Annotated in this window: 25 protein-coding genes; 7 read left to right on the plus strand and 18 right to left on the minus strand. The window is 55.0% G+C overall.

Going from position 1 to position 19,513, the window contains the following annotated elements; translation table 11 throughout:
• Window positions 1–56: 56 nt before the first annotated feature.
• The 3 genes from AC5SEO_RS26330 to AC5SEO_RS26340 all read right to left on the minus strand — a co-directional run bounded on the left by AC5SEO_RS26330 (window position 57) and on the right by AC5SEO_RS26340 (window position 2,916).
• Window positions 57–638 (minus strand): hypothetical protein, encoded by a 582-nt coding sequence (locus tag AC5SEO_RS26330; protein ID WP_174068130.1) that lies wholly within the window; start codon window positions 636–638, stop codon window positions 57–59.
• Window positions 639–1,273: 635 nt separating this feature from the next.
• Window positions 1,274–1,798 carry a hypothetical protein gene (locus tag AC5SEO_RS26335; RefSeq protein WP_174068131.1) on the minus strand — a complete coding sequence of 175 codons (525 nt, stop codon included), beginning with the start codon at window positions 1,796–1,798 and terminating at the stop codon, window positions 1,274–1,276.
• Between the two features lie 65 nt (window positions 1,799–1,863).
• Window positions 1,864–2,916 carry a type I restriction endonuclease gene (locus tag AC5SEO_RS26340; protein ID WP_174068132.1) on the minus strand — a complete coding sequence of 351 codons (1,053 nt, stop codon included), beginning with the start codon at window positions 2,914–2,916 and terminating at the stop codon, window positions 1,864–1,866.
• Between the two features lie 415 nt (window positions 2,917–3,331).
• Between AC5SEO_RS26340 and AC5SEO_RS26345 the strand changes: the two genes are divergently transcribed.
• From AC5SEO_RS26345 to AC5SEO_RS26365, 5 genes are all read left to right on the plus strand, one after another.
• Complete coding sequence (locus AC5SEO_RS26345) at window positions 3,332–3,706, plus strand: hypothetical protein (RefSeq protein WP_111789992.1); 375 nt, start codon at window positions 3,332–3,334, stop codon at window positions 3,704–3,706.
• Entirely contained in the window at window positions 3,703–4,029 is a 327-nt protein-coding gene (locus tag AC5SEO_RS26350; protein ID WP_174068133.1) for a hypothetical protein, read from the plus strand. The genes AC5SEO_RS26345 and AC5SEO_RS26350 overlap by 4 nt, the downstream gene beginning before the upstream one ends.
• Before the next feature lie 341 nt (window positions 4,030–4,370).
• Entirely contained in the window at window positions 4,371–4,787 is a 417-nt protein-coding gene (locus tag AC5SEO_RS26355) for a hypothetical protein (RefSeq protein ID WP_236771156.1), read from the plus strand.
• Window positions 4,784–5,356 (plus strand): hypothetical protein, encoded by a 573-nt coding sequence (locus tag AC5SEO_RS26360; RefSeq protein WP_174068135.1) that lies wholly within the window; start codon window positions 4,784–4,786, stop codon window positions 5,354–5,356. The genes AC5SEO_RS26355 and AC5SEO_RS26360 overlap by 4 nt, the downstream gene beginning before the upstream one ends.
• A complete protein-coding gene (locus tag AC5SEO_RS26365) occupies window positions 5,343–5,816 on the plus strand; it encodes an ImmA/IrrE family metallo-endopeptidase (RefSeq protein ID WP_174068136.1) in 474 nt (157 codons plus the stop codon). The genes AC5SEO_RS26360 and AC5SEO_RS26365 overlap by 14 nt, the downstream gene beginning before the upstream one ends.
• Before the next feature lie 89 nt (window positions 5,817–5,905).
• Here the strand turns inward: AC5SEO_RS26365 and AC5SEO_RS26370 are convergent, their stop codons facing one another.
• Window positions 5,906–6,148, minus strand: coding sequence for a hypothetical protein (locus tag AC5SEO_RS26370; protein WP_174068137.1), 243 nt, complete (start codon window positions 6,146–6,148; stop codon window positions 5,906–5,908).
• An 89-nt stretch (window positions 6,149–6,237) separates the two neighbouring features.
• On the opposite strand from AC5SEO_RS26370, the gene AC5SEO_RS26375 reads away from it, so the two are divergent.
• Window positions 6,238–6,591, plus strand: a complete 354-nt coding sequence (locus AC5SEO_RS26375) for a hypothetical protein (RefSeq protein ID WP_174068138.1) — start codon at window positions 6,238–6,240, stop codon at window positions 6,589–6,591.
• A 1,051-nt stretch (window positions 6,592–7,642) separates the two neighbouring features.
• On the opposite strand, the gene AC5SEO_RS26380 is transcribed toward AC5SEO_RS26375, so the two are convergent.
• From AC5SEO_RS26380 to AC5SEO_RS26390, 3 genes are all read right to left on the minus strand, one after another.
• Window positions 7,643–8,023, minus strand: a complete 381-nt coding sequence (locus tag AC5SEO_RS26380; RefSeq protein ID WP_174068139.1) for a hypothetical protein — start codon at window positions 8,021–8,023, stop codon at window positions 7,643–7,645.
• A 74-nt stretch (window positions 8,024–8,097) separates the two neighbouring features.
• Complete coding sequence (locus tag AC5SEO_RS26385) at window positions 8,098–8,337, minus strand: hypothetical protein (protein ID WP_174068140.1); 240 nt, start codon at window positions 8,335–8,337, stop codon at window positions 8,098–8,100.
• 236 nt (window positions 8,338–8,573) lie between these two features.
• Window positions 8,574–8,933, minus strand: coding sequence for a hypothetical protein (locus AC5SEO_RS26390; protein WP_174068141.1), 360 nt, complete (start codon window positions 8,931–8,933; stop codon window positions 8,574–8,576).
• Between AC5SEO_RS26390 and AC5SEO_RS26395 the strand changes: the two genes are divergently transcribed.
• Entirely contained in the window at window positions 8,911–9,180 is a 270-nt protein-coding gene (locus AC5SEO_RS26395; RefSeq protein WP_174068142.1) for a hypothetical protein, read from the plus strand. The two genes, AC5SEO_RS26390 and AC5SEO_RS26395, sit on opposite strands and share 23 nt — an antisense overlap.
• Here AC5SEO_RS26395 and AC5SEO_RS26400 read toward each other — a convergent pair.
• From AC5SEO_RS26400 to AC5SEO_RS26450, 11 genes are all read right to left on the minus strand, one after another.
• Window positions 9,156–11,138, minus strand: a complete 1,983-nt coding sequence (locus AC5SEO_RS26400) for a hypothetical protein (protein WP_495364183.1) — start codon at window positions 11,136–11,138, stop codon at window positions 9,156–9,158. The two genes, AC5SEO_RS26395 and AC5SEO_RS26400, sit on opposite strands and share 25 nt — an antisense overlap.
• The gene (locus AC5SEO_RS26405; protein WP_495364184.1) at window positions 11,138–12,910 is read right to left on the minus strand and encodes a hypothetical protein; all 1,773 of its coding nucleotides are present in this window, start codon (window positions 12,908–12,910) and stop codon (window positions 11,138–11,140) included. Before AC5SEO_RS26405 ends, AC5SEO_RS26400 begins: the two co-directional genes overlap by 1 nt.
• Window positions 12,910–13,599: a hypothetical protein gene (locus AC5SEO_RS26410; protein ID WP_174068145.1), complete on the minus strand. Its 690-nt coding sequence runs from the start codon at window positions 13,597–13,599 to the stop codon at window positions 12,910–12,912. Before AC5SEO_RS26410 ends, AC5SEO_RS26405 begins: the two co-directional genes overlap by 1 nt.
• On the minus strand, window positions 13,599–13,826 hold the full coding sequence (locus AC5SEO_RS26415) for a hypothetical protein (RefSeq protein WP_174068146.1): 228 nt from the start codon (window positions 13,824–13,826) through the stop codon (window positions 13,599–13,601). The genes AC5SEO_RS26410 and AC5SEO_RS26415 overlap by 1 nt, the downstream gene beginning before the upstream one ends.
• 211 nt (window positions 13,827–14,037) lie before the next feature.
• Window positions 14,038–14,889, minus strand: coding sequence for a hypothetical protein (locus AC5SEO_RS26420; RefSeq protein ID WP_174068147.1), 852 nt, complete (start codon window positions 14,887–14,889; stop codon window positions 14,038–14,040).
• A 740-nt stretch (window positions 14,890–15,629) separates the two neighbouring features.
• Complete coding sequence (locus tag AC5SEO_RS26425; RefSeq protein WP_174068148.1) at window positions 15,630–16,115, minus strand: hypothetical protein; 486 nt, start codon at window positions 16,113–16,115, stop codon at window positions 15,630–15,632.
• Window positions 16,116–16,293: 178 nt separating this feature from the next.
• Window positions 16,294–16,608 (minus strand): winged helix domain-containing protein, encoded by a 315-nt coding sequence (locus AC5SEO_RS26430; protein WP_174068149.1) that lies wholly within the window; start codon window positions 16,606–16,608, stop codon window positions 16,294–16,296.
• Entirely contained in the window at window positions 16,605–16,820 is a 216-nt protein-coding gene (locus AC5SEO_RS26435) for a hypothetical protein (RefSeq protein WP_174068150.1), read from the minus strand. Before AC5SEO_RS26435 ends, AC5SEO_RS26430 begins: the two co-directional genes overlap by 4 nt.
• 9 nt (window positions 16,821–16,829) lie before the next feature.
• Window positions 16,830–17,015 (minus strand): helix-turn-helix domain-containing protein, encoded by a 186-nt coding sequence (locus AC5SEO_RS26440; protein ID WP_162692756.1) that lies wholly within the window; start codon window positions 17,013–17,015, stop codon window positions 16,830–16,832.
• A gap of 182 nt (window positions 17,016–17,197) precedes the next feature.
• Window positions 17,198–18,067: a hypothetical protein gene (locus tag AC5SEO_RS26445; RefSeq protein WP_174068151.1), complete on the minus strand. Its 870-nt coding sequence runs from the start codon at window positions 18,065–18,067 to the stop codon at window positions 17,198–17,200.
• Between the two features lie 139 nt (window positions 18,068–18,206).
• A complete protein-coding gene (locus AC5SEO_RS26450; protein WP_174068152.1) occupies window positions 18,207–19,415 on the minus strand; it encodes a tyrosine-type recombinase/integrase in 1,209 nt (402 codons plus the stop codon).
• Between the last annotated feature and the right edge of the window lie 98 nt (window positions 19,416–19,513).

A 19,513-nucleotide genomic window follows, 5' to 3' on the forward strand; every position in this document is an offset into this window, starting at 1 on the left:
CACTTCATGCATCAGAGCACTGCGCTTCAAAAGGTGCACAGAAATTCGCGCTTACGTTAATTCCAAGCAATCCCAAGCCGACCGTCCAACGCTTTCACCGCTAGCGCAATTTTCGCAATGTTTGGTCGCGAACGGCGCCAGCCTTGGTTTGAGAAGTATTTCTTTGTGCGAGCTTCTTCATCCAAATCCGGTAGGGTCCAGCCTATTTCCTCGATCCTCGCTAGTATCGCGTCGATGAGATGATGACCTGTTCTTTTGTACTTGCGGCGGGCACGGCTCATGCCATGTCTCTTGGCGGCAGCTTCTATTGCCCGCCAAGTCCCGCTCGGAAATTCCTCTCTGATTTTAACGCGTGAAGCAGTTGGATAGAGACGCCTCAACTTTGAAATCTCAGCCCCGGTCCACCAGTGAAGCTTCTTTGCGATTCCAAGCCTCTCGCACCGACCGTGGAGCGACTTCAGACTACGCTCGGGGAATCTCAACTGCATTTCGGCGTACAAGGGGTAAAGAGATTTTACGACTTCGTCCTCTTCAGCAGTCCAGACTTTGAAGCCACTCGGCGTGTACCCAGTCCGCCGGATGCGCTCCTTGACTTGCATGCTAATCGTCAGGGTTCTGTTATGAAAAGAAAGATCCATGGCAACCTCCGGCCGCCGACGGTGACGCTGGATCGACAAGAGAACGTGACGAAAAAAAGTTTTCCACGATATCCCCGCTGTTCAATACCAAAATGATCGGGTGGGCATCGTCTTAAAACTTCGCAGGTCAGCGGCCAGCTTGACCCCTTAGCGCGTGCGAGAGTGCGCGGACAATTGCAAAATAACTAGCGACAAGGGTGATTATCGATAGCGAATTGCATCAAGATTCTGGGAGTTCGGCGGACGTTGGTGGAACTATGGAATACCAATTAAACTGGAAGACGGCTTCTCTGTCCGCGTTGAGGTCGGTAGAGAGTATCAATCCGGTGCCAGGCAATCCCGTTTTCTTGTTGACTACAAGGACAGTGAGAGGAGGCAGCCCGTTTTCGTCGCACCAGTACATCAAGTGTCCGAGTTGCCTATCCAATACGCCAGACCCCTTATAACCTAGGCGGTCTGCGACCATTTGGTATGTTAAAATTTCTCGGCGATGGGCTGCGCCAATTAGAATTAGGTAGATTTGTACCGCTCTGGTTCTGGTCGTGGAATTGGTAGAAAAATATGAAATCGGCACTATCGAATCCTCTAGTTGTCCTGAGACATTATGCGAACCTAACTGCGAAGGGCCCGGGCGGTTAAAGCGAGCGCAGATCCTTCACGAGCTTTCTCCCAAGAACGGCTGTTTCTAACCACAGATCAATCTCGCCGCGTATTACACGGGCTATGCCTTCTGGGCCCAAATCGTCATATGCCCCTACCTGCATATCGGCTACCGTTGTTCTAATGCCGATCACACGGGTGTAGAACTTTGCGAGCGGGCCGGTGATTTGCCCTAGTGTGCCAATATTCCCCATGTTTGCCGAGAAAATCGGAAAGGGGTCCCTCGCTTGCTCTTGATCAGAAAGCCACCCTTCCACTTTGGGAATTGTACCTGAGGACGCTTGCTTAAATAGCATCTCGGCAATCGGGACCCAGCCTCGGTGATCGATGATATCGATGTAGGCTTCGATCTCAGCAGCGATAGCGAATGCGATAGACTTGCGCCGGTGGGTGATTTCATGGCGACGCTGAAGGTGCTGGCCGAACAACGCGGCGCCGGCACCGATCAAGGCGCCAACAAAACCACTAACGGCAGGCAACACCTGCAGCCAAACACTCATCACGTCCTCCAAGGTTGCGCGTGCCAGTTCTGACAAATGCGGGCAGGTGGTGTCTGTCCCGGCCCTTAATCGATATACTTCTTTGCCGTCGCTCTAAGCCTGTCAGAGTGCTCATAGATTTGATCAAGGCTGTCGATGATCAGTCGCTCTTCTGCCTCACCATCAAAGAGGCCGATGTATTTGATTGATCGATTGAAGTGTAATCGGGCGAGGGGCTTGCGGTTGTTGTTGTCGATTAAAACCCCGCAATACGATTTCTGATCACGCATCACGACACGGGAAGGACTTATGGTGTCGCGCACGATAGCTTTGACAATCATGTAGCCTTCTCGCTCTTCTTCCGTTGTCACGATTTCGGGTTCGTCTTCAACCGGAGCGTCGATCTTCTCGATGACCTCTTCAGTGTCCGCCAAGGCGCTGGAGAGCCTGCTCTTAACGGTGTCCATGATGACTTCCCGAAACGCGGTCCTGACCACGCCTGTAAGCATTTCTCGCACCTGAGCCGTCATCCGGCCCTCATAGACGCCAGCAGACACGATCCGCACAAACTCCTCGGACGGCTCTTCAATGAGCTTGGAAATAACCTGCTTAATTCCAGAGGTATATTTGAGACGCTCGGCCGTTGCTAGGATGGCATCCACGTCGAATGCAGATTTCTCAAATTTCCTAAGTTCGGTGACGATGCCTGCATTGAAATCGGTCACGTCGAAGACAAAGAATGGGCGGGTATCCAGTTTGTTGGGCGCTTCGAGATCCGTGTAAAAGTTGAAGGTTCGGCCATTGGTCAAAATGGCAAACTTCGCATTCGTGACACTGAAATAGCGGTACAACTGATCGAGATGCTTCTTATCCAGTGCCACTGATATGGGCTTACACTCGATTAGTATGCGTACCTCATTGTCGATCTTGATCGCGTAATCGACCTTCTCACCCTTCTTGCCGACAGCATCCGCGGTGAACTCGGGCACTACCTCGGAGGGGTCGAAAACATCGTAGCCAAGCGATCGTAAGAAGGGCAAAACGACGGCGGTCTTGACGGCTTCTTCAGTAGCCATCGTACTGGAATGCGATTTCACCCGCTCCGCGATTGCGCGCAAGCTCTCTTCGATCGTACTCATGTCTTCCCCCAGCCGAGCCATAATCAAAGTAAAGTTGCTTAAGAGTCTGATTCCGTCAATCTGGCGTTGTCATCAATTTTATCTCTTGCTTAACGAGGGCAAGGCAGACTGGTAGCAATAACTGGTCTTCGCGCTACTCATCCCAAGCAGCTTTGAGGTGGCCGCCTTGCACGAGGCATTAGGCCCACTGATGGAGCATTCCTCCTCGTCCATTCCTGCTTGCATCGCTGTAAAGGCGGTATGGCGTGAAACCTACCGTCGAGGGCTCTTCTCCAATGCACGAGCCTTTCGGCCTGCCCCAGTCAAACGAACAAATATTCATTACAAGTTGCCGACCGTTATTGACTCTCTTTTCGGGTTGTAGTGAAGCTTGACCTTGGTGACGCTTTACGTCGTCAGGGGACTAGGGGACTACATGAGATATATTTTACCTGTGCTGGCCTTTGGGCTGGCCGTTTCTTCGTGCGCGAAAAGACCAGACGCAATTGTCCCGGTGGACGTTCCAATGGCTGCCTACAGCAATCTCGATTGCCAGGCCCTGGCTCGCGAATATCTGAAAGAGCAGGCATCGCTTTCTGCCGTTTCGAAGCAACAGCACGACGCCGCTACCGGTGATGCAGTAGGCGTATTCCTTGTCGGAGTGCCGATGTCGAGCACGTTCGGTGGAGACAAGGAAGGCCAGGTCGCTGTTGCCAAGGGCAAGGTCAATGCGATTGAGGCGAACATGAAAGCGAAGAGCTGCAACGCGCCCGCGACCAGCAAACCGGGACAAAAAGGAACATCCAAATGAGAATTAAAAAAATCGCCGTGCTCGTGCCCGTTTTGATGCTGTCGGGATGCGTTTCCGAAACGGAATACAGCAGATTGCAAGAGGTTATGAACGGTAGTCCTGCTGCGAGACAGTACGCCATCAACGAATGCTACGCGAAAACGATCAGGGCACCGGCGCACGAGACAGCCAGCGTGCGAATAATCATGAACCTTAGCCCGAAAGCGAATGTGCAAAAGACGTTTTGCACGCGGGCCGTCAACGGTGTTGCCAGCAAGCGGATCACCTACCGTGATTACGTGAACAAAACTCCAAACTTCATTCGTGTGATTCAGGGCAGATAAAGCCGTCACGCATCTCACATCGGGTTATGATGAAGTACTTATTTTTTGTTATTTCAGCCTTTGCGCTGACGGCCTGCCAGACTGAAACGCCGATGGAATGGAAAGCGCGGAGAGCGATCGAAGAGGGCGCCGCGCATACCTGCCGCGACATGAAAGGAAAGGAGCAGTATTCGACGTGTTATGACCGAGAAGTTCGCGGTCGTAAGCAGTTCTATGACGACATCATGTTTCGCTACGCGGGTGTGCCAAAGCGATAGCCAATCTGCGGACGATAATTTCGTGAGATACCGCCATACTGTTTCAAAGTTCGGACCGCAGATGAGACGCGAGCTTTTACCACGATGCTAAATCGACAGCGCAACGATCCGAAGCTCGACGCATTCAGGTTTGCATGGCCTATATTGATGGTGTGCTACTTTGCTATCGTCGCGGCTCTAGTTATCGGCCTGCGGGCGTGGCGCTTCAGTAATTTCCCCCACTCCATCGCGACAATTCAGGACGTGTGGGATGAAAAAGTAAAGCAATTTCGCCGCGGAGGCGTCATCGCGGACCTGTTTTTTGAGCCGCGCTACGAGACCTTCACTTTTGGCACGATTGTCTTCGAGCGCCAGCAAAAGGGCATTACGCATTCATGCAAGCAGACGGTGAGACTTGGAAGGCCTAAGGATAAGTACGCGGTTGGTGAAAAACTTGATGTCGTACCCGCCACTGGGACGTGCGACCGCGTGGATGTGATCGGTCGGCTGCCTAGAGATTGACCGAGGATGAGAAGCAACGAGGTGAAGAAGCAGTGAGTGAGCCAGCCACGCAGCGTATTGGCATAGCCGTTATTGTTCTGCAGATATTGCTGCTCGTAGCGCTGGCTATCATGGGAGTGAAAGTCTATTCGTCTCCAGACGCTGGTAAAACAGTCTACGCGCTAGTAGGACAAACAGTTCCGGCCACGCGAATTGATGATGCCAAGGCAAATCCTGACGCATTGAAGTTGGCATACGATGTCGGCGTGCTTGAGATTTTGTCGATCGGCGTAACATTCTTCACCGTCATCCTAGCATTGGCTGCGTTCTTAGGTTTCTGGATGATCCGTGGCGCGGCTGTGAGGGCCGCAGAAATTGCAGCGAAAGCGGAGGCCAAGGAACAAGCCGAAAAGACAGCATCACTGACGGCTAGAAGATATCTCGAGGAAAAAGTCCCAGCACTTACCAAAAATATGCTACAAACACTTGGAACCACGCCAGCTCCAGAAATTGGCATGACACCCCAAGAGGTTGAAGAGGTTATCAGCGAAGCAACAGAGATGGGAGGGAATCAAAATGGATCTGAATGATAAACTTCAGACGCTCAACACCTATCTCGCTTTCAACCATGAGCCAATAGATGTGGTTTCTCTAGCTAACGTCCTCGGAGTGAAGGTGTACAATGCTGCTTGGCCTCCAACCGTCTCAGGTAAGATCCAGAAGGTAACAGACAAGGGCGGCAGCAGCGGATATGCTATCTTCGTCAACAAGTCTCACCCAGAGACGCGGAAGAGGTTTACCATCGCCCACGAGCTGGCTCACTACATACTTCACGAGCGGCATATTGGTGACGGTCTCTTCGATGATGCCCTATACCGAAGCGGGCTTCCTGATAAAAAGGAAGTTGAGGCGAACCAATTGGCTGCCGACATCCTGATGCCCTGGCAAAAACTTCAGCCGCTGATCGGGAAACACACGCCAGAAAAACTTGCCGAGATTTTCAACGTCTCGAAGGAATCGATGAATATCCGACTTGGAATATTCGCGTGAGACCCGCTCCGGCGGGTTTCTTTTTGCCAGACAGCTCGGGTACTACAACTTTTCTAGGTGAAGCTACCCTGTCAACTGTTCGGGCTCCACTACACGCATGCAAGCTTCGCTATCAGGTCTCGAACCTCGCTCTCGTTTAGCTCAAACTGCGGGCCCTCTTCCATCGCCATCAATGTGAGGATTATCCGGTCCATCTCTGGCGTGAAATCCAAGCCATACTGCTGATAAACTCCGTAAGCTACGCGTAACAGCTTGGTCGTATCGAAGCCGCCAACGAGAGCCTTCTCCAGCAGCATGGCCAATTCGTTAGGCCCTAGTGCCACGTCCGTCATTTACAGTTCTCTCCCCTATGAGGCCGGCGAAACCGCTTGACCCAGTCGTACCGTTCGCAGCCCCGATCCGGCGTCGGAAATGTCTGTTGATGACCCGTGCAGCCGAAGATTTTAACTATCCATGTAAGGAATTATTTGCCTGCTTGGTTTACCACCGTCCACATTACAGGGGGTATCTCATGCGTAATTTTTTCACAATTCTTCTCGCTCTTGTTCCTATGGTCGCGGTCGCAAATGACATGCCACAGGACGAATACGTCAAGATGCTCGGTGGCATTTCAACGGCGATGGCAAATGGTCCGAAGGTCGAAACTTATGACTTCCTCCGCGTCGCATGTGCAAAGGTCCAAGAGGTCGAAACTTCGCGGAAAAACAACGAAAATTACATCCAGCCAATGCAGGTCAGTGAATGTGAAAAGTTTGCCGCGCTTACTAAAATGTGAGTTAGGTGACCCGGGAAATCGACCTAGCGTGCTCCGGCTGTGCTAAGCGGTAGCAAAGCGAAAGACCCGCCAGCGCGCTTGGCGGGCTTTCCTAGACGATCGGCCGCCTTGGGCAAACACAAGGCCTTCCGGTATGACGATGAGATGATTGGCGACTATTGAAATGCGTTCCTTGTTCAATCAAGATCCAAGGTGTGCTCAAGCATTTCTTTAGCCTCTTTGACCGCATCAGCGAGTCCGAGCGGCAAGCTCCCTAGGAAAGAATTGATGCACTTGAGCAAGTACACTAGCGCCTTCTTGCCTAGCTCAGGTATCTGAGCGTCCCACCATTTTATTGTTGTCAACTTAGCTTCGAGAGAGGCGCCGGTTAGACCCCGTCTCGCAATACCGCTCATACTGGTTCTTTGCACCCCTTCAATCAACAGTATGATTGAACGCGGAACCTCCTCTCTCCAGGCATTTTGAACTGTCTCCCGCAATTCGGGCGCTCGATATCGGAGTGACGGAATTACTTCCCCTGGCGATCGAGCAAGTGTGTCCAGGAATTTCGACATCGACTTCAAAAACAAAATGATGCGACCCCGGTCGCTTACTGGTTCCAGTACGTCGTCAAAGTACAATGTATGTTCTCCTCGCCAGCAATGACACTATACGCACACGCTAGAATCAAAACCTTAATTACCCACAAAGTTGTTATTTTCTCCGCGAGACCGGAATAAACCCGATGTAATTGGGGTAGCTCAACTAAAATTTGCGCCCCAAAATTTGGAGAGCTCAAACCGGGAAATCTCCGGTATGCGAAGGCGCTAGAGGACAGCAGCTATCTTGCCCAAGGACTGAGTGAAAAAAAGCCGGAAGCAGGGCTTTTGCATCGCGTCGCGTGCGTATTGGTCCAAAAACGTTCCATAGGCAGGAGCCATTACAAAACGTAATAGAAATGTTGCAAATCATCACGAAATGTCATTGGTCGGCACTAGGAGAGCGTAACATCGCCCGCCACGCGACGTTCCCCCGTCAATCCTGAGCTAGAGCGTGTTTGCTCTGCTGCTGATTATTTTCTGCCAGCAGCAGCTTCAAGCTCCTCTATGCGCCTCAGCAATTCCGCAGTCTCAAGTGCTTTCCGCTGAGCTTCTATGATCGAAACAATGCCCTGAGCCTCTGAGGGGGATATCTCACCTCTGCCTACTGCCTGCAAGATGCCAGAGATAGCCGTTGGGATTTCGGACGCCGTGGCAGTGCTGGGAATGCTGATCTGGATCGGTCGTGCGACCGGGGCGGGGCGGGGGTGGATGTAAGCTGATGCCTTTTCAGCGGCCCAATCCCTTCGTTTCTGATCGGCTTCTTCATCCATCATCACCTCCAGCAGATATTCCAAGGGTGATTTTTTCGAGCCGAGGATATCAGCCGCCAGTTCCGCAGTGCGCTGGTTCATTGTTCCCGGCTTCCGGCCTGCCCCTGGTCTCGCTCCACCTATCTTTGCCATGCTCAAATATTTCCTGATTGTTTTCAGTGTACGGAAAGCAGCTCAGGCTCGAAATCCGCAGGGATGTCGTTGCCATCACGATCCAGACAGATCGTGGCGAAGCACACAACCCTATCTGTCGGCGTTTCGGTTATGCCTTTCACTTTCAGCATCTTGGACACGTCAGCCCTCGTATGGCCGGCGCCGGTTTGAACCAAGATGAGGCGTGCTCCACCGGTTCTGTCGCTCTCAAGCTTCTCTAGCCGCGATACGAGGCCTCTCATCTAATCCATCCTCAGAGGCTTAGGCTCGCCCGCAATGTTTGCGTGGCCGGCGTTGAAAATAATAATCGGCTGGCGCCCATCTTGGTGAACGCCTTTGTCGGTGAGAAATGCATCGATTTCTTCCTGGGGATGACCATCGGCCATTACGACTACAACTGACCGCCGGAGCTTCGAATGAGACGCATTCTCCAGTCTTCCCACGCGTGCTCGGATACCTGCCATTATCGGACTCCTCTCTATTGTTGAGTTATCTTTGGTGGGTTTTCGAAAAATGCGTAATCTGCCAGATGCTTCCCGGTCATTCGCTCCAGAGCAACGCCAACCGCCTGGACAAGAGCGGTGATGATGGCAATCGAGTTCAGCATTTCCTCGCGGCTTCCCGCAAACATCGGGGCTTCTTTTAGGAGAGCAATGGCGAACGCCTGCACAGCAAGAGCGTCGGCGGGATCAATCGGATTGGCGTGCATGTTGGCAATCAATCCACCGAGAACCGAAAAGGCGCTCTTGCGGGCTTCTGGGTCTGGCTTGCATGTCTCGTAGGCCAGAAACTCGAGCAGACCGCTTAAGCTCATCATGTCCAGTTCGGAAACTTGCATCTTTCGCGCTCCTGTAAAATCGGGCATTGTCGCTTGCATTTCGGATTTTGCTTATCGTCTCGCCTATGTCGTCATCTGCTGCGCCGGAATGCTCGGGCTGTGGTTTGCCGTGCGCTGGCTGGTCTATGGCGTGTCGGATGATTTCGGCATCGGCATCGGCTTGGGGTTCGTCATTGGCGTACTGTTGATGTACGCCGTTGGCATTGTCGATAAACGGAACGCTCAACGTGGCTCCCGCAACGACTGAAGGAAGCCTGGGCTTGCCGAAAGCCCCAACACCTGCGTAGCCGTTCCAGCGCCGCCACCAATCGCAGCGTTCTGCGCCTGAAGCCTGCGAAGCCATGATAGGCTCTGCAATTGGTCCGCTGCCGCTGGTCCCCGAGCCGTGAGGATATCAGCGGCCCTCCCTCGCTGGGCAGCCATGGCAGCTTCGTTCTGGACCTGATTGAGTTTGCCGCCCAAAGCGGCAACGGCATCGCCAAAGTTCATGTTGAGCGCGGCTCGCAATGGGCCCTCTCCGCCCTGTTGGCTTCCCCACCTTTGCTGGGCCGCCTGCCGCCCTGCCGTCACACTATTACCTGTCGCGGCGTAAGAAGTGCCGGCGAATGTAGTTTCGCGATCAAGAGCAGTGATGAAGCGCTTTGCCTCGTCATTTCCCAGCAGCGAATAGAGCTTTGCCTTGTTCGCACCCTTTTCGAACATAGCACGCGCTGCGCCGCCGTCGTTGCGGGCGTTCATCATGACCTCATCCAGCGCGGAGCGTGCGCCCTGAAGGTAGGCGTCTCGGTCGGCACCGCTGAGTGCCTTGATTTCAGCAGCCACTTCGCCAGGGTGAACGCTGCGCTGAAAGACTGAGCGGCCATTGTCCAAGGCGTCAATCATGCCGGAAGGGCCTGAAAACGCCTTCAGCGCTTCCTTGTATTCCCCGGGAGCGCCCTCGATGAGCTTGTTCTTCATCGTGGTCAGGACGCGCGCTTCGTTCTTTTTGCCCGCCCGTTGCGCCACGCTGATTTGGTCATCACTTTCTCGCTTCACGAGATCCAGGCCGCGCACGTCGAGTTTTGCCGGATCGATCGGCAAACCTTCGTTCTGGGCTGTCCTTTGAGCGCTGCGGAAGGCCTTCTGCCCTGCTGGCGTTTTCAGAACGTTGTCCATGGCCTCTGTCTTCTGCAAAGGCACGGCATAAGCCCGGTCGTAAAGGGGCTGGGCGGCGTCGGCGCGTTGCTGCACATAAGCTGCGCGGTCAGCAATAATATCGCCAGCATTGCCAAGCGAGGCGTTTGCATCAGCGGTGATGCGCTGGCCAGCGCCTGCATCTCTGGTGCTAAGCGCGCTTCGTCCTACGGTTTGGCCGCGCCCTGGCATGGTGGTGACGGCCGAGAGGTCACCACGGAGATTATCGCCAAGGTCAGCAATCATGCCTTCGGGGCCAAGCTCGGTAAGACGCGCACGGGCGGCGGCGTCATCGAGAGCATCAGCAGCAAGCGACGTGGCGAGGTTGCGCTCGACACCCTTGCCGGGACTGCGCACCCAGTCGAGAATCTTGCGAGTACCTGCGCCGATGGCCGCACCGGCGGCGGGCGCAATCCCCCCAAACAATGTGCCAAGCGCCAAGCCTTTGCCTGTCTCCGTCAAATCGCCACCGCTCCGGGCGGCAGCATCGGAGCCACCAATGGCCCCTCCAGACAGCATACCCGCAACCGTTCGCCCTCCCAGCGTTTCACCCGTAATGCCAAGCGCCCGCGCACCAAGGGCGGTTGAGGCAACGGGAGCGAGTGAAGCAACGCCGCTGGTGAGCTTGGCCCCTGTCGTCATCCACGGGTGCGCGTCCTGTGCCTGCTGGGTGATGTCCTGCGCTTGCTTCAGGTTTTCGTCATAAGTGCCGCCGTTCATGACGGTGGATGCGATGGCCGCGCCACGCTGACCAGCACCGAGCAAGGCAGGCCCGGCAATCGGCACGCCATCGGCAAGGCCGGTTAGTGTCGCACCAATGGTCCCGCTTGCGCCCTGCATGCGCTGCTGCTGTTCTTCGGCGTTGAGGAGCGCTTGCCCCTCCTCGAAAGACGGATGGCCGGCGGGGCTGGGGCCTGCGGATGGCATAAGTTCGAAACCGGGGGGAAGGGGCGGCATTCCGGCCGGGCCGGTGTTACCCGGTTGCTCCAGAACAAAGCCTTCCGGCAGCGGCGGATATTTTTGATCGGCCATTAGCGCACCTCTTCCCATTTACCGTTGCGGAGTTCGATCATTGCGCCAGTCCGGGGATTTTTGGCGCGGGGATATGTCGTGTTTGCACCGGGAGCCGGTGAAGCCGCTTGGCGTTTGGAAGGCGTAGGCGATGGGGTCTCACCTTCGTAGGCCGACGCGTTTTCGAGCGCCTTGCCCATGTTGGCGATTGCCTGCGGTGGCATACCGGCTTTGATAGCCTCCACGGCCAGAGCGCGCCGCTGACGCTTAGCATCGACGGTTGCGGGCTTGTCACCCGGCTGAGGCAGAAAGATTCTGCCATAGAGGTCTTCTTCCGACTTCGTGACGGCAGCGCCAGTGTCCTTGCTCTGGCCTTCCGTCAAAGGCTTGACGCCAGCACCCTGATTGAAAGTGACGGCTCCTGTCGTCGGGTCAACCTGCAAAGACGTGCCAGACGGCGGGTTGATCGGATAGAACTTGCCATCCGGGCCGAACTGCCCAGCCTGAGCACCGTACTTGGTTGCTTCTTCAGGCGTGGCTTGCCGGAACTGCTGGCCAGCATTGGGAGAGGTGATCCACTCTTTGCTGTTCGGGTCGTAAAGAACTCCGTTGCCGGCGTTGACGAGGCCCTGTCGATCGGGCTTTGCAAAATTCCCCACAACGCTTGCGCCGCCCTGATTGTCGGTGCGGATCAAGTCACCATTCTGGCCAAGCATGAAATCAAAGCCCATCTTTCGGCCTTCGGTCGCTTGCTGCCAAAGAGCAAGCCCGCGTTCCCGAGTAATGGGGTTCTGCACCATGCGGCGGATAAGGTCAGCGTTGACGGGGATGGTGGGCTGCGACTGCGGTTGCGAGATGACCCTGCCGGATGAATCCGCAACCTGCATCGGTGCGCCGGACGGCTGGCCGGGAGCCGTGGGCGATGCCATGGTATAGGGCGCGGCGTCGGCGCGCGGTTCAACCTTCACCATGGGATCGACGTAAGCCGTTTCATTTCCGCTGGTATCGCCCTGTTCAAGCGGAGCAACTGCTTCGATCGCTGCTGCTCCAGCATTTGGCGGAGGAGCGTTGCGGAATTCGTTGGCGTAATAGTTCTGAGCCATCGCCATGCGCCGGGCAGCTTCACCGCCGGGGCGGTCGTGACCGGCAAAGGCCCAAGCCCTGTTCATAAGCTGTTGCGCTTCTTCGACGCTGCGAGCGTTGTTGAGGGCCTGAATAAGATTCGGGTCTTCCTGAAGGAAAAACCGCGCCTGACCTTCGGGGGAAAGGTCACCAGTCGCTGCAAGGGCCTGATAGCGCGGACCACGCCAAGACATGATACCGCCTGCCGTGCCAGGCTGGCCGCTCTCGCTCGGGTCGCTCCAAGTCCGGTTTGCGTTGGCAGCAGACCAGCCGCTTTCCGCCTTGCCGGTCGATGCAACAGCCGCGAGGCCGTAGGGGTTTGTCAGGCCACCAGCGCGCACCGTTTCGATGAAAGGCTTATAGGTGCCACCCTGAAGCGAAGCGCGCGAAGCAGAGGCCGGAGGCTGGCCGGGAATTTGTTGCGACGTAACCGGGCCTGTGAATGTGGCCTGCGGCTGTTGCTGGTTGCCACCACCGAGCAGCTTGCCGAGAAAACCGCCACCAGACGCAGGAGCGGGAGCCAACCCGCGCGCGGCTAGATCCTCATTGATGATTTTGCCGGCACCGGCATTGACCGCCACGCTTTGAAGATTGCCGGCCAGATTATCAAGCCAAGAATGGTCCGGCTGGGGAATGACAGGGCGGGAGACAGTGAGATTTGCAACGGCCATCAGAACAGCCCTCCAACTTTACCGCCAGAAATGGCACTGATACCACCGTTCAAGAGCTTGCCGAGAAAGCCGCCCTTGGCTTGGTTCTGGGCTTCCTTACCTTGCGCCCACTGGTTATTTGCGTCCATCTGGCCTTTGATGACGTTGCTTTCGAGGTCGAGGCGGTTTCCTGTGCCCAGCTGGTAGAGGTTCGACAGGTTACCGTACTGGCTTGCCTGTCCCCCGGCCGCGCCGAGACCTTGAGATGAAACGCCAGCAAGACGGTTCAACCATCCGCCGTACTCCTGATTGGCAAGCCCCTGTCCATACTGCGAAAGCGCCGTCAGCGTGTTGCCGCTGTTCAGCATGCCGCCAGCGCTGGCCCCTCGCAAAGCTGCCTGTGTGCCTTGGTCCATGGCGAAGTCGTAACCGGGACCGGCTTGGAAAGCGCCTGTCGCTCTGGCGTTTCCGTCCGCACCGTTCAAGCCCAACGCATCGCCATACAGGGCATTGGCAGAAGTGCCGCTATCCACCCACGGCTGATATGCTCCGATGGCGGAATTCAGCGCGCCCTCGCTCTTGCCTTCGCCCGTGTCGATGATTTTGTTGCCAAGGCCCTGAAAGGCCGTAAGCAGACCCTTGTTCTGATCAGCGGCGGCCATTGTTGCCTTACCGGTGCTGCTGCCGGTCAACGCACTGAGGAAACCCATTATCTGCACTCCATCGTCTTGAGGTCGCCGGGGGCAAACAAGCCCGAGAAATTACGGCCAGTTGCCTTGAGCTTCTCGGCAGCGGCCTGAAGCACGAATTCATTGGGGGTCATCCCCGAGCGGTTCGCGGCGTCGAAAAGATTGTCACGGAATGAACTCGTGACGCGAGCGCCTCGAAGAGCGATGTTGACTGTGATTTCTCGACAAACGGTAGGATTGGTGTTCATCTCTGGCCTCCTTGGGAGACTGAGATTCTAGACCGTCACGCCGTATTTGGGGACTATGCATGTCAGGGCATGTAAAGCGGGAATTTATCAGCTTTGTAGCGATTTGAAGGACAAACCCAGTCGCAAAAGACGCTTAGTCTAAAGCAACACCTTCAAGAATGTCCTCCAGATGGTCGAGTCAGGCGACCATCTGGAGTCTCTCTAGCGTTGATCAAAAGTCCGGTAATTGGTCCAAGCGCTGAAGTTGTTGGATATCGCGGTTTTGTCGTACCGCGGCATCAGGAACAGTAACGGAAGGCTGGCTCTCGCGAGGTAGCTTCATCTGGTTTGATCTCGGGCGAATAGGGTTGCTCAGCGGTTTAAGCTTCTCGCTCTCTAGAGGGCGAGCGGAACCGCCGCTTGGTATTGGAGCGACGACAATAACTTTCGTGGGCTTTGGAGCTGCGGGTATTGGCGAGAACGTGAAATCCACGTTGCGTACAGTTTCGCGGCTGCCATGAAATCCGCCGACTGCAGTCCATTTTTTATTCGCGAAGTCACTTCCTACACCCGCTTTGGACGTAATAGTTACGCGGACCGTATATCCCATGCTTGTAAGCTGGTTTTCTGCGCGGCCCAATTGCTCGACCCATTCCCCAAGCCGAAAATCGGATGGCGAGACGCGAATTTCTTTGTATCGGCCTGAACGTTCACAAGCTTGAGATTTGGGGTTTTTTACACGAACGCTAAACTCTGCTCTTCCCCATCTGTAAACTTCGCGAGATGTGCTGGCATCGCCAACAACAACGAGTTTATCGACACCTGAAGGAGCGATCCATTGGACTGGATCGAAACCAGCGCCGGCAGTGTCGGTCGTGTTTTGAGTTATAGTGTAGTTTGCTGACCAGTCATCGAAGCTCTGAACCCTATGTTTTGAATGAGTTTTGAAGGCCGTTAAGATTTGGCATTCTATCAGATCCGAGAGCTGTACAATGTCTCCTGGTCTATCGTCTGGTAGCGGTGGTAATGATGTGCATCCTGCTAAAGAAATTAGAGATATTATAAAAGTAATTTTTTCCCTCATTATTGCCCCCTGCGTAATTTGCAGAGACAAGTTGATATAGAATCGTCCTGTTGTCGAGGCAGGTATTATTTAGGTGCCACTTTTCTAAGATGTGCCTATATGACCTACTTGGACAAAGCCCAAGTAGGTCATTTGGGAGAGCAGTCTATGAGTGACACTCAGGTAAAGGCACACCAACTGATTTGTAGTGCCGAACGACTCGCCAGTCTCCATACTCACCGCTTCTCAACAACTCCAAAGCTTGAAAGTCGTTATGCATAATCATAGACAATGCTGGCTTGTGAATTCTTAGTGGAACGTTGCCGCGTGAAGGCCGGGCAATCAGGTAAAATTTGCACCATCGCCGGATCGTGTCAGCAGACATGCCTGTGAAGTCGCATGCGTCCGGTAGATAAACCCACTCGGCCTCGTGAACGAGTATTGGTACGAGCAATGATGTCATGCTGACAGCGCCTCCGTTTCCTCTCGGTCGATGAGGCTAGCCACCTTAGGAAGAAGGGCTTTCCAAGCCTTCAAGTTTTGAGAGCATCTTTTCCGTAAAGGAGCCCTAGAGGCCTTCTCCCCTTCAAGAGCAAAAAGACCTTGCTGGGAATGAGCGGCTGATTTTTTCGTTTTCGCGTAAAAAGTCTTTTTCTTTGTTTTTGTCTTTTTCTCGGTCTTGTCTCCGTCTCCGTCTCCGTCTCCGTCTCCGTCTCTGTCTCTGTATATCGATAGGGTATCGATACTGTATCGATAGGGTATCATCGGAAGCCCCCATTCAGGTATCTGGTCGAGGCCAGTCGGTCGGACATTCCCAGCACGTTCGTTGCCGCCTTATCAGCTTCCTGCTTGTCGAAAGCTTCGCGAGAAATCTCAAACTCTTGCTCGGCAGCTTCTCGCAGTGTGTCGCTTTCAATCCCGGCTATTGCCCGCTCGACACCAAGCGCGTGCTTCTTGTTCATGGCCGAGTTGGTTTCAAACCAACCACACACGAAGACCTCGCATGTTTCAGGATCGATCATAACCAAACCGGAATCAGTCAGGGCAGAGAGGCCGCCGCGATACTGATCAGCAGACCATCCCAAATCATCGAGCGCGTAACCTTCGGGCAGGCGGAAACAGCCCGCGCTGTTCTGGTGTTCACAGGTGGTGAGGTAGAGCATCAACAGCCGTGCCTCATCGGTCGGCAGCGCCTTGAACGCCTTGTTGCGCCAAATCTTTGGGGAAACTTTGGTGAAATCGCGCATCAGCCGTACACCTTCCGATTAAGCCGGAAGTTCTGCGCCAGCTTGCACGCCTCGCATGCTTGAAGGGCAGAAAGACCGAAACGGGCCTTCAGGGTTGGAACCGCCTGGGGCGGCGGCTCCTTCTGTTCGGCAAGCCATTGGGCTGCACGTATAACTAATGGGTTATTGTTCGGCTCCCTCATGCTGCGGCCCTCCCATCGGCGGCCGGCGCTTCTGCCGGGATAATCTCGACTTCTGTGTGCAGGATGTAGCGCGCATGGGAACCCGGAAACGGGCCGGCATGGGCTTCGTTCAAGGTCTCGATGGCCAGGCCATAGTCCTTTCGCAGCCTGAACACGTATGCGCTCCAGCGCGGGCCGGGATGATCGATCGGAGTACAGCCGCTCTTGCCAGCGGCAACGAGGTTCTTCAGCGCCCAGCCGTAGCGGCCAATGAGCTTAAACGGCTGCCCGTCAGGGAGAACCCGGGCGGTGGTTATGATACGTTTCGTCATGCTGCCAGACCTCCAAGGCCGTGAAGCTGGCAAATGGTCTTCGCATGCCAGAAAGACACGCGGCACCGACGCATGACGGATTTGACCGCCAGCAATTCAGATTGATTTTCGGGGGTGGATTCTGTAGGGTTCCAAGCATCAAGCCCTGTGAAAGCATTGATATTGGAACCCGGTTTAGCGCCTGCCAGCGCGGCCGGGTTTTCCGTTTTCATAGGGAAACCTCAAGCTGCGGCTTTGAGCGTGGGCAGGGACATCACATAAGCGTCAAGCTCTGCCGTCAGGAGTAGAGTGCGCTTGCCCATCTTGCGGGCTGTCAGGTGTCCTTCGCGAATAAGCTCGTAGAGCTTGGTGCGGCCAATACCGCAGTATGTGGTTGCGTCGTCAACCGTAATAGAAAGCGGCTTCATGCGGGACTTCTCCGCCGGAGTGTTTAGCGTCCGGTGGCGCATTCACTGCTGTTTGTCAGTGAACGCTCCCCATTATTGTCATGAATCGCAGCTTGTCAGGGTTCAAACTCGTGTCCAGTTTGTCACGAAATCCTGTTTCAAACAGGCACAAGCATGTATCGTTTTTTTGTGACGCGCAGCCTTCAGTCTGTCACAGTTTTGGGCTGCGTTGTGGCTTGCGCCGCCTTATAGCGCTCTGCCGATTTCTTCATTTGCTCGTCGCCGTGCCAAATGTTTTCATGCAGCATGTCGAATGCTTTCTTTGGCTCGCTTTTTCGAATAGCGGCAATCTGACTGCCGCCGTTTTTAGCGAAGCCGATGCGCTGGGATACGCGAAGCCGCCCGAACTCTGTCCTCAAACGCGACTCCCATGTTCTCAGTGTGCCGGGTTTGACGCCGTATGCTTCGGCCACTACTTCCTCCGCGTCGGCGGCACTCATCATTTTGCTTGAGCGGCGTAGGTGCACAGCGCAAACCGCAAACAGCTGTTCCTCAAGCTCGATAAGTCCAGCTTGGCGTCCCCCTTTTACCGGCTGTAAGATCGGCAGGACATCACCATAAGATAACGCTTCGAGCGCAAGGCAGAGTTCGGCCGCAATGCCATCTGGGAAGCCGCCGACATTCGCCCTGAGCAAAGAAATCAGTATCTCGCGCCGCTCTTGCACGGTTAGAGGGGCCAAATGGCCCAGCCCGAAATCAACGCCTATGCCCTCATGAATATGACTGTCCACTTGCTCCCTAGCTTGCTGATATTCGCGAAGCGAGCGGGTCTGTGCTGGGCCAAGAGGTACGAACCTTAGGCCCTCTGTAGCTAGGCCGATTTGATGATCTATCGCCCACTGAGCCGTCGCTCTGACGAGATTCCCGGCTTCTTGAAGAGCATGGAATGCATTCATGTCTTTTCTTGCGGCGGTTTCTTCCCCTCCATCCGGGTCTGTCGCATCTCGGAGCGCAACGAGGCGCGCAAGCGTTTCCTCCGCCCATGCTCCGGGTTCGCCCTTTTCTTTTTTCACTGACCTCCTGAGGCGAGAGGCTTTGTTTTCTGGATCTGATGACACGAGGCACCTGTGTCGCACCGTAGGGCCGCAGGGAAACCGGGCGGTGCATACCCGGCTTGTCGGATGGCCGTCCTATCCCTGTCGGTTCTTTAAATCATGAGGCGGCCGGAAACTTCAGAACGTTCCCGCCGCGCTTCGTCAGGGTTATGTACTTCTCCCATGCATCCATGAGTTTGCGCCGCCTCTCGATGGCGTCGCTGCGCCGGTAGGCGCGCTCTGTCTCATCGCCCACTGTGTGGGCAAGCGCGGCCTCTGCGACTTCACGCGGAAAGCTGGTCTTGTCACCTGCCCAATCACGGAATGCTGAGCGGAACCCGTGCACCGTCACGCCTTCAATCTTCATGCGCCGAATCGCCATGGTCAGGGACATGTTTGATAAGGGGCGGTCTTTCTTCTGGCCGGGGAAGATATAAGGATTATCCCCGAAGCGCTGGTTATGCAGACGATGCAGCACAGACAGCGCAGCTTCAGACAGAGGCACGCGATGTTCGCGGCCGGATTTCATACGCTCCCCCGGTACGGTCCAAATCTTTGCGACCATATCAACCTCTTCCCACTTTGCGCCCAGTACTTCGCCGGTGCGGTTGGCGTTCAGGATGAGAAATTCGAGCGCTTTGGCAGAAATGCCATCATGCTCCCGAAGAAGAGATACGAATCCTGGCACATCATCGTAACCCATGGCCGCATGATGGCCGCGGGTGAGCTTCGACTTGGAGGGGAGGATGTTGGCAAGGTTATCCCGCCAGGCAGCGGGATTTTCGCCTCTTCGCCAGCCTTTGGCCTTTGCGTATCCGAGGACGCGCTCGATTCGCCCTCGAAGGCGAGAGGCTGTGTCATTCTTCGTGGACCATATCGGCTTGAGAACCCTCAACACGTCATCAACGCCGATTTCTGAAACCATCTTTGAGCGGATTGGCTCGCAATAGTCTTTGAGGGTCATTCGCCATTGGTCCCGATGTTTGGCGTTCTTCCACTGCTTCTCCATGCTTTCTATGTACTGGTCGGCGCAGTCTCCGAATGTAGGCTCCTTATCTTTTGCCTTCTCGGCTATGGGGTCTCGGCCTTCCGCGACTGCTTGCCGTGCATCGCTGGCTTTGGAGCGCGAGTTCGCCAAGGTAACAGCAGGGTAGGGGCCTAGCCCCATTTCACGGCGCTTGCCATCAACCGTCCACATATAAAGCCATGACTTCGAGCCGCCGGGCGTTACATTAAGATACAGGCCGCCGCCATCGCTGTGCCTTCCGGCTTTCAGCTTTGTGGACTTAACGAGAACATCCGAGAGCTTCTGTAATGACCTTGCCATTGCCTTCCCCACTTCCATCCCCACTTTCGAAAGCGGATAGATGATGGAGTTGCCCCTTAAAAACCGGACAGGATCAGGTTTCTGTTTGACGGTTTAAG

It is taken from the genome of Agrobacterium sp. K11, assembly GCF_059429395.1.